This window comes from Acidovorax sp. (assembly GCF_027492855.1).
Taxonomy (GTDB): domain Bacteria; phylum Pseudomonadota; class Gammaproteobacteria; order Burkholderiales; family Burkholderiaceae_C; genus Acidovorax.
Genome location: NZ_JAPUDY010000057.1, coordinates 1 through 14,069, shown reverse-complemented (window position 1 = coordinate 14,069; position 14,069 = coordinate 1). Strand labels below are relative to the sequence as shown.

At 62.9% G+C, this 14,069-nt stretch carries 15 protein-coding genes; 11 read left to right on the top strand and 4 right to left on the bottom strand.

All coding sequences use genetic code 11. The features are described 5' to 3' along the window. The 3 genes from Q0105_RS11215 to Q0105_RS11205 all read left to right on the top strand — a co-directional run. Positions 1 to 387: DNA translocase FtsK (locus tag Q0105_RS11215; protein ID WP_298211766.1), on the top strand; the 387-nt coding region annotated here is incomplete at its 5' end. A 32-nt stretch (positions 388 to 419) separates the two neighbouring features. Next, on the top strand, positions 420 to 1,052 hold the full coding sequence (gene lolA, locus Q0105_RS11210; RefSeq protein ID WP_298211764.1) for an outer membrane lipoprotein chaperone LolA: 633 nt from the start codon (positions 420 to 422) through the stop codon (positions 1,050 to 1,052). Between the two features lie 95 nt (positions 1,053 to 1,147). Further along, complete coding sequence (locus Q0105_RS11205) at positions 1,148 to 2,452, top strand: replication-associated recombination protein A (protein WP_298211762.1); 1,305 nt, start codon at positions 1,148 to 1,150, stop codon at positions 2,450 to 2,452. Positions 2,453 to 2,470: 18 nt separating this feature from the next. Here Q0105_RS11205 and Q0105_RS11200 read toward each other — a convergent pair whose 3' ends face one another. After that, positions 2,471 to 3,109, bottom strand: a complete 639-nt coding sequence (locus tag Q0105_RS11200) for a response regulator transcription factor (protein ID WP_298211760.1) — start codon at positions 3,107 to 3,109, stop codon at positions 2,471 to 2,473. After that, positions 3,106 to 5,304 (bottom strand): ATP-binding protein, encoded by a 2,199-nt coding sequence (locus Q0105_RS11195; protein ID WP_298211758.1) that lies wholly within the window; start codon positions 5,302 to 5,304, stop codon positions 3,106 to 3,108. Before Q0105_RS11195 ends, Q0105_RS11200 begins: the two co-directional genes overlap by 4 nt. A gap of 131 nt (positions 5,305 to 5,435) precedes the next feature. Here Q0105_RS11195 and Q0105_RS11190 point away from each other — a divergent pair, with 131 nt between their 5' ends. From Q0105_RS11190 to Q0105_RS11155, 8 genes are all read left to right on the top strand, one after another. Then, positions 5,436 to 6,488, top strand: coding sequence for a hypothetical protein (locus Q0105_RS11190; RefSeq protein WP_298211756.1), 1,053 nt, complete (start codon positions 5,436 to 5,438; stop codon positions 6,486 to 6,488). A gap of 416 nt (positions 6,489 to 6,904) precedes the next feature. Next, positions 6,905 to 7,834 (top strand): branched-chain amino acid ABC transporter permease, encoded by a 930-nt coding sequence (locus Q0105_RS11185; RefSeq protein ID WP_298211754.1) that lies wholly within the window; start codon positions 6,905 to 6,907, stop codon positions 7,832 to 7,834. Positions 7,835 to 7,847: 13 nt separating this feature from the next. Beyond that, complete coding sequence (locus Q0105_RS11180) at positions 7,848 to 8,924, top strand: ABC transporter ATP-binding protein (RefSeq protein ID WP_298211752.1); 1,077 nt, start codon at positions 7,848 to 7,850, stop codon at positions 8,922 to 8,924. Between the two features lie 25 nt (positions 8,925 to 8,949). Continuing rightward, a complete protein-coding gene (locus Q0105_RS11175; RefSeq protein ID WP_298211750.1) occupies positions 8,950 to 9,732 on the top strand; it encodes an ABC transporter ATP-binding protein in 783 nt (260 codons plus the stop codon). Between the two features lie 2 nt (positions 9,733 to 9,734). Further along, complete coding sequence (locus tag Q0105_RS11170; RefSeq protein ID WP_298211749.1) at positions 9,735 to 10,463, top strand: ABC transporter ATP-binding protein; 729 nt, start codon at positions 9,735 to 9,737, stop codon at positions 10,461 to 10,463. Positions 10,464 to 10,677: 214 nt separating this feature from the next. Then, on the top strand, positions 10,678 to 11,040 hold the full coding sequence (locus Q0105_RS11165; RefSeq protein ID WP_298211746.1) for a DMT family protein: 363 nt from the start codon (positions 10,678 to 10,680) through the stop codon (positions 11,038 to 11,040). Positions 11,041 to 11,184: 144 nt separating this feature from the next. Beyond that, the gene (locus tag Q0105_RS11160; protein WP_298211744.1) at positions 11,185 to 11,832 is read left to right on the top strand and encodes a DUF47 domain-containing protein; all 648 of its coding nucleotides are present in this window, start codon (positions 11,185 to 11,187) and stop codon (positions 11,830 to 11,832) included. Between the two features lie 18 nt (positions 11,833 to 11,850). Then, entirely contained in the window at positions 11,851 to 12,861 is a 1,011-nt protein-coding gene (locus Q0105_RS11155; RefSeq protein WP_298211742.1) for an inorganic phosphate transporter, read from the top strand. A 68-nt stretch (positions 12,862 to 12,929) separates the two neighbouring features. Here Q0105_RS11155 and Q0105_RS11150 read toward each other — a convergent pair whose 3' ends face one another. Both Q0105_RS11150 and Q0105_RS11145 read right to left on the bottom strand, forming a co-directional pair. Further along, positions 12,930 to 13,376 (bottom strand): hypothetical protein, encoded by a 447-nt coding sequence (locus Q0105_RS11150; protein WP_298211740.1) that lies wholly within the window; start codon positions 13,374 to 13,376, stop codon positions 12,930 to 12,932. Between the two features lie 27 nt (positions 13,377 to 13,403). Continuing rightward, positions 13,404 to 13,925 (bottom strand): GNAT family N-acetyltransferase, encoded by a 522-nt coding sequence (locus Q0105_RS11145; protein ID WP_298211738.1) that lies wholly within the window; start codon positions 13,923 to 13,925, stop codon positions 13,404 to 13,406. Positions 13,926 to 14,069 lie beyond the last annotated feature (144 nt).

Here is a 14,069-nt window from a genome sequence, read left to right as displayed (position 1 = left end):
ATGGCCAGCGGCACGGGCCTGCCGATCCGCGTGCACGGCGCCTTTGTGTCGGACGAAGAAGTACACCGTGTCGTCAGTTACCTCAAGGAACAAGGGGAGCCGGACTACATAGAAGGCGTGCTCGAAGGCGGAACTGTGGACGGCGACGGTGATCTGTCAGGGGACGGCACTGGCGGCGAAGGGGGCGAGAAGGACCCCATGTACGACCAGGCCGTGGAAGTGGTGCTCAAGGACCGCAAGGCTAGCATCTCGTACGTGCAGCGCAAGCTGCGCATTGGCTACAACCGCTCGGCGCGGCTGCTGGAAGACATGGAAAAGGCGGGCCTGGTGAGCGGCCTCACCACCAGCGGCCAGCGCGAAGTGCTGGTGCCAAACCGCAGCGAATGACGGGCCGGGCAGCCCCCCCACAGGAGTTTTCATTGAAAAAAATCGCCACTGCAATTTTGATAGCGGCCAGCGCAGGTGTAGCAAGCGCTGACGGCCTGAAAAGCCTGGAATCCTTCATGAAGGGCACGCAGACGGGCCGTGCGGATTTCACGCAAACGGTGACCTCGCCGCCCAAGGAAGGGCAGGCCGCGCGCACCAAGCAGTCAAGCGGCAGCTTTGAGTTTCAGCGCCCTGGGCGCTTCAAGTTTGTTTATAAAAAGCCGTTCGAGCAAACCATCGTGGCCGACGGGCAGAGCCTGTGGCTGTACGACGTGGACCTGAACCAGGTCACCCAGCGCTCGCAATCCCAGGCGCTGGGCAGCACGCCTGCGGCGCTGCTGGCCTCGGCGCCCGATCTGTCGGCGCTCAAGGCCGAGTTCACGCTTGAATCAGCGCCCGAGCAAGACGGCCTGCAGTGGGTGCTGGCCAGCCCCAAGGCCAAGGACGGGCAGCTCAAAAGCGTGCGCGTGGGGTTTGCGGGCGAGCAGTTGGCGGCGCTCGACATCCTGGACAGCTTTGGCCAGCGCTCGCTGATCCGCTTTACCGGCATGCAGGCCAATGCGGCGCTGCCCGCCAGCAGCTTCCAGTTCAAGCCGCCTGCCGGGGCGGATGTGGTGAAACAATAGGTTGCTATTAAAAATATAGCTGTTTGCGCTTGACGAATAAGCGCTAGAGCCACTTTTCATTCAAAAAATCAGCGTGATGTAGGCAGGACACAAACATGGCTGATTTGTTCGCACAGGAGCCTGTGGCCCCGCTGGCAGAGGCCCTTCGCCCCAAAACCCTGGACGAAGTTGTCGGTCAGTCCCATCTGCTGGGGGAGGGCAAACCGCTGAGGTTGGCCTTCCAGTCGGGCAAGCCCCATTCCATGATCTTCTGGGGGCCTCCGGGGGTGGGAAAAACCACGCTGGCTCGCCTCACGGCCACGGCCTTCAAATGCGAGTTCATCGCCTTGTCTGCGGTGTTCTCCGGGGTCAAAGACATCCGCGCGGCCATGGAGCAGGCCCAGCAGAACCTGGCCATGGGCAAGCACACCATCTTGTTCGTGGACGAAATCCACCGGTTCAACAAGTCCCAGCAAGACGCTCTTCTCCCTTATGCGGAAAGTGGCCTGGTCACCTTCATTGGCGCCACCACCGAGAATCCTTCGTTTGAAGTGAACTCGGCGCTGTTGTCGCGCGCCCAGGTTTATGTCTTGAAGTCGCTGACAGACGAAGAGCTGAGGCTGCTGCTTGTTCGCGCCCAAGAAATCGCCCTTGGCCATCTTCAGTTTGACGACCTGGCAAGGGACACCATCATTGGTTATGCAGACGGAGATGCCAGAAGGTTCTTGAACCTGCTGGAACAGACAAGCACAGCCGCCAATGCTTCTGGAATCACGGCGATCACAGCGGACTTCTTGCAGAACGCCTTGACCCTGAACAGTCGGCGTTTTGACAAAGGCGGGGACAACTTCTATGACCAGATTTCTGCCTTGCACAAGTCGGTGCGGGGCTCCCACCCTGATGCGGCCCTCTATTGGCTGACGCGCATGTTGGATGGAGGCGCTGATGCCCGCTATCTGGCACGGCGTATCGTGCGCATGGCTTGGGAAGACATTGGCTTGGCGGACCCGCGGGCCATGCAGATTGCCAACGATGCCGCCTTGACCTACGAGCGGTTGGGCAGCCCGGAAGGAGAGTTGGCCTTGGGGCAAGCGGTCATCTATCTGGCCGTGGCGGCCAAAAGCAACGCGGGCTACAACGCCTACAACCAGGCCAAGGCTTTCGTGAAGCAGGACAAGAGCCGCGAGGTGCCGGTTCACCTGAGAAATGCCCCCACCAAGCTCATGAAAGAACTGGGTTATGGGCATGAATACCGGTATGCCCACGACGAACCCAATGCCTATGCTGCTGGGGAGACCTATCTTCCTGACGGCATCGAAGAGCCTGGTTGGTATCAGCCAGTGCCCAGAGGCATGGAAGCGAAGATTGCGGAAAAGCTGGCTTACCTGCGACAGCTGGATGCAGATGCAGGCAAGGAGTGATGGCGGCGGCTTCGCCGCTCAGATCAGCCCCAGTTGGCGCGCCTGCAAGGCGGCCTCAGCGCGGCTGCTGATGTTGAGCTTGCGGTAGATGTTTTTGACATGGTCGCCCACGGTGTGGCGCGAAATGCCGAGCGCGATGCCGATGTCCGCAATGCGCACGCCCTGAGCCAGCAGCCCCAGCACATCCCGCTCGCGCGCGCTGAGGTCGGAGGCCGTGGGCGCCTGCGCGGCTGGCGGCGGCTGAAAGTGGCGCAGCAGCCGACGCGCAATGGCCGGTGACAATGGTGGCTGTCCTTGGGCGATGCCTTGCAGTTGCAGGGCCAGCCAGGCCGTGGGGTGGTCCTTGAGCAGATAGCCTTGCGCGCCCGCCTGCAGCGCCTGAAAGAGATGGTCATCGTCGTCGTGGATGGAAGCCACGACCACGGCGCACTGGGGCTGGCTCTGGGCCAGCCGCCCGATCAGGTCCAGGCCGCTGCCGTCACCCAGGGCCAGGTCGATCAGCGCCAGGTCGAAGGGGGTGCCGCTGTCGATGACCGTTAGCGCTTCGCGCACGCAGCGCGCCTGGGTGCAGGGCACGGGGCCGAAAGCGGCCACGATGGCGTCCTGCAGCATGGCCAGGGCGTCTGCCAGATCGTCCACAAGCAAGATGTGTTTCATGCGGTCTCCTGCGTGGCGGTTGGGGGAGCGGACGCGGGCGCCAGGGGCAGGCGCAGCGAGACCTCGGTGCGCCCGTCCGCCAGGGTGCGGGCCTCTAGCTGCGCACCATATTCATCGAGCCGGTGGCGCATGCCGCGCAGCCCACGCCCTTCGGCCCATTGGGCGGGGCTGGTGGGCGCGCCGTCGTTGCGCACCCACAGGGTCAGGTGCTCGGCGGCAAGCTCCACGCAGATGTCCACATGGTGCGGGTGGCCGTGTTTGAGGGCGTTGGTCAGGCTCTCGCGCAGGGCCCTTTCGACCACCGATTTCTGGCGCGACCCCAGCTCCCAGGTGCTTTGCTGCGGCGCGCTCCAGGCCAGGGCAACGCCCGCCGCGTCGCACCGGGCCGTGGCTTCTGCACGCCAGTCGGCCAGGGCGTCGGCCAGTGGGATGGCATGCGCATCCATCACATTCAAGGCGGTGCGCAGGTCGTTCATCGCAGCGCGTGCCAAGTCGGTGAGTTCTGGCGACTGGGCGCGGTGAATCAGCATCAGCAAACGAGCGCCCACGTCGTCGTGCATGTCGCGCGCAATGCGCTTGCGTTCGTCGTGGGCACCGCGCTCGTGGGCGTCGCGGCTGCTTTCGGCCTCGTTCATGAGCTGGGACAGCGCGTTGACGAAGGCAGCATCTTTGGTGGAGAACAGACGCTGCCCCCTGGATGGGTAGCTGAGGCTGTGTGCGCCCAGCCCTCCGCTGGCAGGAACACGCAGCATCAGCCCGCCTTCATCGATCTGCGCGTGCGGCTGGGTGAAATCAGGGTCGGGTTCCAGGTGCAGTGGGTCGTACAGGCGGCGCAGCAGATCCTTCCAGGCGCCCTCTTGCGCCTGGCGGGAAGGCTGGAACGCAATGTGCACCACGTCAGGCATCAGCTCATGCAACTGCATGCCGGGCCGCTGCGTCAGGCGTTGCCACAGCCACTGTCGGGCCGGGAAGTACAGGGCGCCGCAGATCCACAGCGAAACGCCCAGCGCGGGTCCGGCAGACCAATCGAGTGCCAGGATCAGCAGCGCGTCCACCCCCACCACGGCCAGCGCGCCGCCCAGCCACATCAGCATGCGAAACGCCCACTCGTCCAGGTCGAACAGCCGGTAGCGGCGCAGCCCCAAGGCGATGCCAATGTAGATGAAAAGAAAAAAACCGAAGGCATAGCCCTGCGGCATGGGGGGGAGCCAGCCCAGCAGGGCCGTGGTGATGATGAGCAGGATGAACAGGCCGCTGCCCAGCAGCATGGACAGAATGAACCAGCGCAGCGCAGCCCGATGCAAAGGGTCGCCACGGCTTTTGCGCCACTGCACGGCGGCGAAAGCCATGGCCAGCAACATTTCGGTGACGACGGACAGCTGCATGCCCACGCCAGGGTTGGGGGCGATGCGCAGCACATCCGTCAGCCACCACAGGTTGAAGGCCAGAAAGAACCAAATCATGTACACCGGCCGTGCCAGCGGACGGGGATGGGTCAGGAAAATCGTGCCAAGTGCCGCTCCAAACATGATGGAGCCCCAGTGGTTGAGTGCGTTGAGCGTGAAAAACAGATCCCCCGGTAGCGCCAGTTCTCGGCTGCTATAGACCGCCGCAGGCATCGCAAACACCGGAAACATCAACCCGGTAATGCCGAACATGCGCGCGCCCCAGTCGCGTGGGCGCAGTACCCACACCCAGCAGGCAATGAGGCAACCGGTGACGGACACCACCAGTTGGAACCAGAACAGCATGGGCAGCGCGCTGATGGGGCGGCTTTGGGGCTCAACGAGCGTGTCCCCGGCCACCCCGGCGGCGTTCCAGTACAGGGTGACTTGCGGCTTCGCCAGCACGGCGGTGATCTGCTGCTGGCGCTGGAAGAAGCCGTCGATCTGGGCGTAGGTGCCCATCACATCGGGCTCCTCGATCAGATCGATGGCCTGGAGCTGGATGGCAGCCTGGTGGGCGGAGGCGGCACCGCCTTGGACGGCGAGCAACGCGGCGCCCGCCGGAACAGAGGCCGAAGGCCCCTGGCTGCTTTCCACGCGCACCAGGTCGCCATCCGTGGCGAGCTGCAGGCCCAGCCACGGAGCCTGGATTGCCAGGCCAATGGCCAGAGCCACCGCCGCCAGCGTGTATGCGAACGCCGCAAACAGCCAGCGTGACGGAGGGCGCGGTACGGGGTTCTGCGATGTCATGGTTGGTCGGTGAATGTAGGGGTTCAAGCCTGGGGTGACCACCCCCGAGAACGCGGGATTGTCTTGGCACAGGCTCTGGTTGAACAATTTGCCCCGGATACATTTTTTAACCGATACATGGGGGTGTGAGCATGAAACAAGGTGTTTTGGTCCAATCGGGATGGAGCCAACTGCGGCGCGTGACGCTGCTTGCGGCGACCGCTGCGCTGGTGGCCTGCGGCGGGGGGGATGGTGATGGCTCGGGAGGCAGCACGCCTGCTCCTGCGGCCACCAGCCTGGCGGGTACTGCGGCCGTGGGTGCGCCCATCGCCGGAGGTACGGTGCAGGTGCGATGCGCCGGCGGCAATGTGCTGGAGTCCACTACCAACGCGAGCGGCACCTGGAAAGTGGACACCACCGGCCAGACCTTGCCCTGCGCGGTTCGCGTGACGGGCGGCAGCTTGGCCGCCGGTCAGGCCTACCATTCCATCGCGCTGTCCTTTGACACCCTCAACATCACGCCGCTGACCGACCTCATCGTCGCCAACGCCACTGGCAAGCTGCCCGCCACCTGGTGGGGCGGTACAGGCCCCACCGACCTGGCTGGCCTGACGCCCGCCAGCGTCGAGAAAGCGTTGACTGCCCTGCGGACGGCCCTGGGCCTGCAAGTGCTGCAGACTTTTGATCCGCGCACCGTGGTTTTTGCTGCCACGCCCAAGGACAAGGTGGATGATGTGCTGGAGGCGCTGTGGCAAGCCCTGTCCACCCTGGGCATGGACTATGCGGCGCTTGTGAGTGCGGCAAGCAACACCAGTTTCACGCTGTCGGACGGCTTCCGGATCACCCTGGGCAATGCGCACACCACGATCACCGTGGGCGGCAGCGGAACGGGTGGCGGAACCGGGGGCACGGGCAACGGCGGCAACTACACGCTGACGTTGAATGTCAACGCGGGTGGAGTGACGGCACCGCCGGTCACCATCACCAACGTGCCCAAGCCCGCCACGCAGGCCGAGTTCTGCAGCGATATTGCGAGCACATCGTCCGGCATCGGGCTTAGCCAGACCGTGCAGGGAGGCTCCGGCACGCTAACCATCAATAGCTGCTCTTTCAGCGGGAACACCGGCAACGTATCGGCTACGCTGGCCATCACGTCGCCCGTGGCGATGACCGTGCCTTACACGGTCACCTACACCTACCACTGAGCCTGCAACGGGCTGGCGAGGGCGTTGCCCTCGCCCTGTCTGCATGCCGCCATGCCCTGTCAGGGCTGGCGGCTTTTTTCATGGCTGCGCGTGGGGCGAAAAAGTGCGGGGAAAAAAGGGTGAAAGCGCGCTTTATGCAAATCATGCATGGGTTAGGTAATAAGTTAACAAATCAATATTCCTGCGTGCATCAAGATTTCTTATGAAGTCCGCTGCCCGCTGATGGGGCCAAAACCCGAGGGAAAACCCCGCCCGGCATGGATAGGGTGCCTTGTGACTACTCGCTACAATTCCGGCCACAAACCCGCACAGTTGCACGTCTGGCGGGTTTTTTGCTAGATGGCAGTCGGGCCCACAAGGCTGTACCGATTCCGGTGCCTGAGCGGTGGGTGCGTCACAAACGAAGGACTTCTCTTATGGACATTTTGCTGCAACAGATCATCAACGGTCTGGTACTCGGCAGCATGTACGCCTTGATAGCCTTGGGCTACACCATGGTGTACGGCATTATTCAACTCATCAATTTTGCCCACGGCGAGGTGCTCATGATCGGCGCCCTGACCAGTTGGAGCTGTATTGGAATGATGCAGGCGGCCATGCCGGGCGCGCCGGGCTGGACGATTTTGCTGCTGGCGACCCTCATCGCCTGCGTGGTCGCCGCTACGCTCAACTTCGTGATTGAGAAAGTGGCTTACAGGCCCTTGCGCAACAGCCCGCGCCTGGCCCCGCTGATCACCGCGATCGGGATGTCCATCCTGCTGCAAACGCTGGCGATGATCATCTGGAAGCCCAACTACAAGCCCTATCCAACGCTGCTGCCCAGCACGCCGTTTGAAGTGGGTGGCGCCTATATCACCCCCACGCAGATCCTGATTCTGGGCGTGACGGCGGTGGCACTGGCTTCGCTGGTCTACTTGGTCAACCACACCAACCTGGGCCGCGCCATGCGCGCCACGGCAGAAAACCCCCGCGTGGCGTCCCTGATGGGCGTGAAGCCCGACATGGTGATCTCGGCCACCTTCATCATCGGTGCCGTGCTGGCGGCCATCGCCGGCATCATGTATGCGTCCAACTACGGTACGGCGCAGCACACCATGGGCTTTTTGCCCGGCCTCAAGGCTTTCACGGCGGCGGTGTTCGGCGGCATCGGCAATCTGGCAGGCGCGGTGGTCGGCGGCATTTTGCTGGGCCTGATCGAAGCGATTGGCTCGGGCTACATCGGCACGCTCACGGGCGGCCTCTTGGGCAGCCACTACACCGACATCTTTGCGTTCATCGTGCTCATCATCATCCTGACGCTGCGCCCCTCGGGCCTGCTGGGTGAGCGTGTGGCCGATCGCGCCTGAGGAGCCTTTCACCATGAAGAACACCAAAACCAACTGGATCATCGGCGCCGTGGCGCTGCTGGTGCTGCCGCTGATCCTGCAATCCTTCGGCAACGCCTGGGTGCGTATTGCCGACCTGGCTCTGCTGTATGTGTTGCTGGCCCTGGGCCTGAACATCGTGGTCGGCTACGCCGGCCTGCTCGACCTGGGCTACGTGGCGTTCTACGCCGTGGGGGCCTATCTGTTTGCCTTGATGGCATCGCCCCACCTGGCGGACAACTTCGCGGCCTTTGCGGCTATGTTCCCCAATGGCCTGCACACTTCGCTATGGCTGGTGATACCGGCTGCGGCGATATTGGCGGCGTTTTTTGGGGCGCTATTAGGGGCGCCCACGCTGAAGTTGCGTGGTGACTATCTGGCCATCGTGACCTTGGGCTTCGGTGAAATCGTCCGTATTTTCCTGAACAACCTGGACCACCCCATCAACCTGACCAACGGCCCCAAGGGCCTCGGGCAGATCGACTCGGTCAAGATTTTTGGCCTGGACCTGGGCAAGCGACTGGAGCTGTTCGGCTTTGACATCAGCTCGGTCACGCTCTATTACTACCTGTTCCTGGTTCTGGTGGTCGTCAGCGTCATCATTTGCTACCGCCTGCAGGATTCGCGCGTTGGCCGTGCCTGGATGGCCATCCGCGAAGACGAAATCGCCGCCAAGGCCATGGGCATCAACACCCGCAACCTGAAGCTGCTGGCGTTTGCCATGGGTGCCTCGTTCGGCGGTGTCTCGGGTGCCATGTTCGGCGCCTTCCAGGGCTTCGTGTCGCCCGAGTCGTTCAGCCTGATGGAGTCGGTCATGATCGTCGCCATGGTGGTGCTGGGCGGTATCGGCCACATCCCCGGTGTGATTTTGGGCGCCGTGCTGCTGTCGGCCCTGCCCGAGGTGCTGCGCTACGTGGCAGGCCCGCTGCAGGCCATGACGGACGGCCGCCTTGACTCTGCCATCCTGCGCCAGTTGCTGATTGCCTTGGCCATGATCATCATCATGCTGATGCGTCCCCGCGGCCTGTGGCCATCGCCCGATCACGGCAAGAGCCTGACGCAGAAGACCTGAAGACGAACACCACAGAAAGTTAGCAATGACAGAGAAATCCAATGAGGTGGTGCTGAAGGTCGCCGGTATTTCCAAGCGCTTCGGCGGCTTGCAGGCCTTGTCCGACGTAGGTATCACCATCAAGCGCGGCCAGGTCTATGGCCTGATCGGCCCCAACGGTGCGGGCAAGACCACGTTTTTCAACGTGATCACCGGCCTGTACACGCCCGACAGCGGCAGCTTTGAGCTGGCTGGCAAGCCCTATGAACCCACGGCCGTGCACGAGGTGGCCAAGGCGGGTATTGCCCGCACGTTCCAGAACATCCGCCTGTTTGCTGAAATGACAGCGCTGGAGAACGTGATGGTGGGCCGCCATATCCGTACCAAGTCCGGCCTGTTCGGCGCGGTGCTGCGCACCAAGAGCTTCAAGGCCGAAGAGGCTGCGATCGCCAAGCGCGCGCAGGAGCTGCTCGAATACGTGGGCATCGCCAAGTTCGCCGACTACAAGGCGCGCACGCTGTCCTACGGCGACCAGCGTCGCCTGGAGATTGCCCGTGCCCTGGCCACCGACCCGCAGCTCATCGCGCTGGACGAGCCCGCCGCTGGCATGAACGCCACCGAAAAGGTGCAGCTGCGCGAGCTGATCGACCGCATCCGCAACGACAACCGCACCATCTTGCTCATCGAGCACGATGTGAAGCTGGTGATGGGCCTGTGCGACCGCGTGACGGTGCTCGACTACGGCAAGCAGATCGCCGAAGGCAACCCTGCCGAAGTGCAGAAGAACGAAAAAGTGATTGAGGCCTATCTGGGCACCGGAGGACATTGAGCATGGCCGAAAAATCCAACAAGATACTGCTGCAGGTCAAGGGCCTGAAAGTGGCCTACGGCGGTATCCAGGCCGTCAAGGGCGTGGACTTCGAAGTGCGCGAAGGCGAACTGGTCTCGCTCATCGGCTCCAACGGCGCCGGCAAGACGACCACCATGAAGGCCATCACCGGCACGCTGCCCATGAACGATGGCGACATCGAATACCTGGGCAAGAGCATCAAGGGCAAGGGCGCCTGGGACCTGGTCAAGGAAGGCCTCGTGATGGTGCCGGAAGGCCGTGGCGTGTTCGCGCGCATGACCATCACCGAGAACCTGCAGATGGGCGCCTACATCCGCAAGGACAAGGCGGGCATCCTGGCCGACATCGAGAAGATGTTCACCATCTTCCCGCGCCTGCGCGAGCGCAAGGACCAGCTGGCGGGCACCATGTCGGGCGGTGAGCAGCAAATGCTGGCCATGGGCCGCGCGCTGATGAGCCAGCCCAAGGTGCTGCTGCTGGACGAGCCCTCCATGGGCCTGTCGCCCATCATGGTGGACAAGATCTTTGAAGTGGTGCGCGACGTGTACGCCCTGGGCGTGACCATCGTGCTGGTGGAGCAGAACGCCAGCCGCGCGTTGGCCATCGCCGACCGTGGCTACGTGATGGAGTCCGGCCTGATCACCATGACCGGCCCTGGCCAGGAGCTGCTGAGCGACCCCAAGGTGCGCGCTGCGTACCTGGGCGAATAAGCCGCCACCGCAGGCTGCAGGCAGTGGCGCCTGTTTTGCGGGCGCTTCCCATCAAGGCACTCCCTGCGGGCGGTGCCTTTTTTTGTGGGCGCGCCGGAGCCGCGGGTGTATTGATTTGCTATTATTTTGATAGCTGTTTGCGCTTGTGTAGAAAGCGCCAGTGGCTCATTTTGTTCATAATTCAGCTCTGCCGCACGCCCGAATCCACCTCGCCATGAACGCACTTTCCTCTTTGCCCATCCCGCTGCAGACCGTGTTGCTGCTGGTGGCCAGCAATGTGTTCATGACCTTTGCCTGGTATGGGCACCTCAAGAACCTTGCGTCCTCGCCTTGGTACGTGGCTGCGCTGGTCAGTTGGGGGATCGCTCTGTTCGAGTACCTGCTGCAGGTGCCCGCCAACCGGATCGGCTTCACCCAGTTCAACGTGGGGCAGCTCAAGATCATGCAGGAAGTGATCACGCTGGCCGTGTTTGTGCCGTTTGCCGTGTTCTACATGGGCCAGCCCCTCAAGTGGGACTACCTCTGGGCAGGTCTGTGCCTGGTGGGTGCGGTGTACTTCATCTTTCGTGGTGGCTGACCGCTGTGCGCAGCGGGCGGCTGCAGGGCGCGCAGGCGCCAGCCGGGGTGGAGCAGACGGTTAAACTCCCCCCGTTACGAAAAGTCATGCGTTTGTCATGATTTCGCCTTCTTTCAAAAATTCGATCCCGTTCCAGGAGTTCACATGCTGTTTGCCAAGCTGTTGCCACGCGAAGGCAATTTTTTCGAAATGTTCAACCAGCATGCGGACCGCATCGTCGAGGCCGCTCGGGCCTTTTCGCAACTGGTGGCGAACTACGGCGACCCGCACCTGCGCGACAAGTACAACCAGGACGTGGACAACGCCGAGCGCGCGGCCGACCGCGTGACGCACGAGGTGAACAAGGCCATCCACAAGACCTTCATCACCCCCATCGACCGTGAGCAGATCCACACGCTGATCAACACCATGGACGACGTGGCCGACCTGATCCAGGACTCTGCCGAGACCATGGCGCTGTACGACGTGCGCCACATGACGGAAGAAATCACCCGCCTCACCGACCTGAGCCTCAAGTGCTGCGAGCGTCTGCGCGATGCCGTCAAGCTCCTGGACAAGATCGCCGACCCGGCCGTGGCCGAGGCCGCGCTCAAGACCTGCGAAGAGATCGACAAGCTCGAGTCTGACGCCGACCGCGTGATGCGCAGCGCCATGAGCAAGCTGTTCCGCGAGGAGCCCGACGTGCGCGAGGTGATCAAGCTCAAGGCCATCTATGAGCTGCTGGAGACCATCACCGACAAGTGCGAGGACGTGGCCAACTGTATCGAGGGCATCGTCCTCGAAAACTCCTGATCCGGCGGGCAGACCAGCATGGAAACCGTACAGACGGCCCTGTGGGTTGTGGTGATGCTCGTGGCGCTTGCGATCCTGTTCGACTTCATGAACGGGTTTCACGATGCCGCCAATTCGATTGCCACGGTGGTCTCCACCGGCGTGCTCAAGCCCGCGCAGGCGGTGCTGTTCGCGGCGTTCTTCAACTTCATTGCGATTTTTGTCTTTCACCTGAGCGTGGCGGCCACGGTGGGCAAGGGCATCGTGCAGCCGGGCATCGTGGACACCCATGTGGTGTTCGGCGCCCTGGTCGGCGCCATCACCTGGAACGTGATCACCTGGTACTACGGCATCCCCAGCAGCTCCTCGCATGCGCTCATCGGCGGCATCGTGGGGGCGGTGATCGCCAAGGCGGGTTCGGGTGCGTTGCTGTCCTCAGGCATCCTCAAGACGGTGGCGTTCATCTTCGTCTCGCCGCTGCTTGGTTTCTTGCTGGGCTCGATCATGATGGTGGCCGTGGCGCACATCTTCCGGCGAACCCGGCCGAGCCGGGTGGACAAATGGTTCCGCCGCCTGCAACTGGTGTCCGCCGGGGCCTACAGCCTGGGCCACGGCGGCAATGACGCCCAGAAGACCATCGGCATCATCTGGCTGCTGCTGATCGCCACGGGCTATTCATCGGCCTCTGACGCAGCGCCGCCCACCTGGACCATTGTGAGCTGCTACGTGGCCATTGGCCTTGGAACCATGTTCGGCGGCTGGCGCATCGTGAAAACCATGGGCCAGAAGATCACCAAGCTCAAGCCCGTGGGCGGTTTCTGCGCCGAGACGGGCGGGGCGCTGACGCTGTTCCTCGCCACCACGCTGGGCATTCCGGTGTCCACCACCCACACCATCACCGGCGCCATCGTCGGCGTGGGCTCCACCCAGCGCGCCAGCGCCGTGCGCTGGGGTGTGGCGGGCAACATTGTGTGGGCCTGGATACTGACCATTCCGGCCAGCGCGTTTGTGGCCGCCGTGGCCTACTGGCTCAGCCTGCAGTTTTTCTGACAGTGTTTTCTTTTTGCTATATTTTTTATAGCTGCTAGCGCTTGTTCAATAAGCGCTAGCACCCGATTTCACTGCGAAATCTTGCGCGCTTCCTCGATCTGGTATTCAAAGTACCGCTGAAAGCTGAACGCCAGGCTGGCCATCAGCACTGCGGTGCCAAACATCAGCGAGACCACGATGGCGCCGATGGTGATCCATTGGGTTCGGCCCGCGGGCGCATCGGGTGCGGCCGTGGGGTTGTAGCGTGCGTTCCAGGCCTCGGGCGTCTTGAGCGCAAACAAGATGGCCTGCAGGGCGCAGCCAGCGATCGTGAAGCCCAGCAGCGGGATCAGCATCCAACTGTAGTGATCGTCCTGCCCTAGCTGTTGCACCCGCTGGATGCCGTAGATGCCCAGCGCTGTCGGGATAGGGAGCAGCCAGCCCAGCAGGTCGGAGAGGCCATGCAGGTAAAAGCGGTGCAGGCCCAGCGGTCCGCCCAAAAAGGCGAGCCAGGCCGCCACGGTCTTGTTCTTCATGTGTTGCTGCTTCCTTCATTCATTCATTTATTCGGGGGATGTGGTGTCGCCCGCGCCCAGGGTTTTTTCCATGAGCACGATGTCGCGCCAGGCGCCAAACTTCCAGCCCACCGAGCGCATGATGCCCACGTCGGTGAACCCCAGCGCGCGGTGCACCCCGATGGAGCCTGCGTTGGCCGAGTCGCCAATCACTGCCAGCAGCTTGCGCGCGCCCGCCGTCTCGGCCTGCACGGCCAACTCGGTCAAAAGCTTGCGGCCCAGGCCCATGCCACGGGCCTGTTCGGCGATGTAGATCGAGTCCTCGGCCGAAAAACGGTAGGCTGGGCGCGGCTTGAACCAGTTGGCATAGGCAAAGCCCAGCACCTGCCCGTCCTTTTCAGCCACCAGCCAGGGCAGGCCGCGCGCCAGCACGTCGGCGCGGCGGCCCGCCATGTCGGCTTCAGACGGCGGATCGATCTCGAAGGTGCCCGTGCCGTGAAGGACGTGGTGTTGGTAAATCGCCGTGATGGCGGGGATATCGCTGTCGGTGCTGGGGCGGATGGTGGGCATATTGAAGTGCGTGATGCACATTTACGTGCTTACGAAAGCAGGGGAAAGGCCCGGCAACTAGGCGCAGGACGCGCCGCAGTATAGATACTGCAAGCGGCCTGCAACGACGTGGCAGGGCCTTTCCCCTGCTTTCCCGAAGGGTTG

What these genes read in the sequence shown, in the direction of transcription:
- Q0105_RS11145 (WP_298211738.1), bottom strand. Translation starts at nt 13,925, where the DNA reads ATGCCCACCATCCGCCCCAGCACCGACAGCGATATCCCCGCCATCACG.
- Q0105_RS11205 (WP_298211762.1), top strand. Translation starts at nt 1,148, where the DNA reads ATGGCTGATTTGTTCGCACAGGAGCCTGTGGCCCCGCTGGCAGAGGCC.
- Q0105_RS11195 (WP_298211758.1), bottom strand. Translation starts at nt 5,304, where the DNA reads ATGACATCGCAGAACCCCGTACCGCGCCCTCCGTCACGCTGGCTGTTT.
- Q0105_RS11180 (WP_298211752.1), top strand. Translation starts at nt 7,848, where the DNA reads ATGAAGAACACCAAAACCAACTGGATCATCGGCGCCGTGGCGCTGCTG.
- Q0105_RS11190 (WP_298211756.1), top strand. Translation starts at nt 5,436, where the DNA reads ATGAAACAAGGTGTTTTGGTCCAATCGGGATGGAGCCAACTGCGGCGC.
- Q0105_RS11200 (WP_298211760.1), bottom strand. Translation starts at nt 3,109, where the DNA reads ATGAAACACATCTTGCTTGTGGACGATCTGGCAGACGCCCTGGCCATG.
- Q0105_RS11155 (WP_298211742.1), top strand. Translation starts at nt 11,851, where the DNA reads ATGGAAACCGTACAGACGGCCCTGTGGGTTGTGGTGATGCTCGTGGCG.
- Q0105_RS11150 (WP_298211740.1), bottom strand. Translation starts at nt 13,376, where the DNA reads ATGAAGAACAAGACCGTGGCGGCCTGGCTCGCCTTTTTGGGCGGACCG.
- Q0105_RS11185 (WP_298211754.1), top strand. Translation starts at nt 6,905, where the DNA reads ATGGACATTTTGCTGCAACAGATCATCAACGGTCTGGTACTCGGCAGC.
- Q0105_RS11165 (WP_298211746.1), top strand. Translation starts at nt 10,678, where the DNA reads ATGAACGCACTTTCCTCTTTGCCCATCCCGCTGCAGACCGTGTTGCTG.
- Q0105_RS11175 (WP_298211750.1), top strand. Translation starts at nt 8,950, where the DNA reads ATGACAGAGAAATCCAATGAGGTGGTGCTGAAGGTCGCCGGTATTTCC.
- Q0105_RS11170 (WP_298211749.1), top strand. Translation starts at nt 9,735, where the DNA reads ATGGCCGAAAAATCCAACAAGATACTGCTGCAGGTCAAGGGCCTGAAA.
- Q0105_RS11160 (WP_298211744.1), top strand. Translation starts at nt 11,185, where the DNA reads ATGCTGTTTGCCAAGCTGTTGCCACGCGAAGGCAATTTTTTCGAAATG.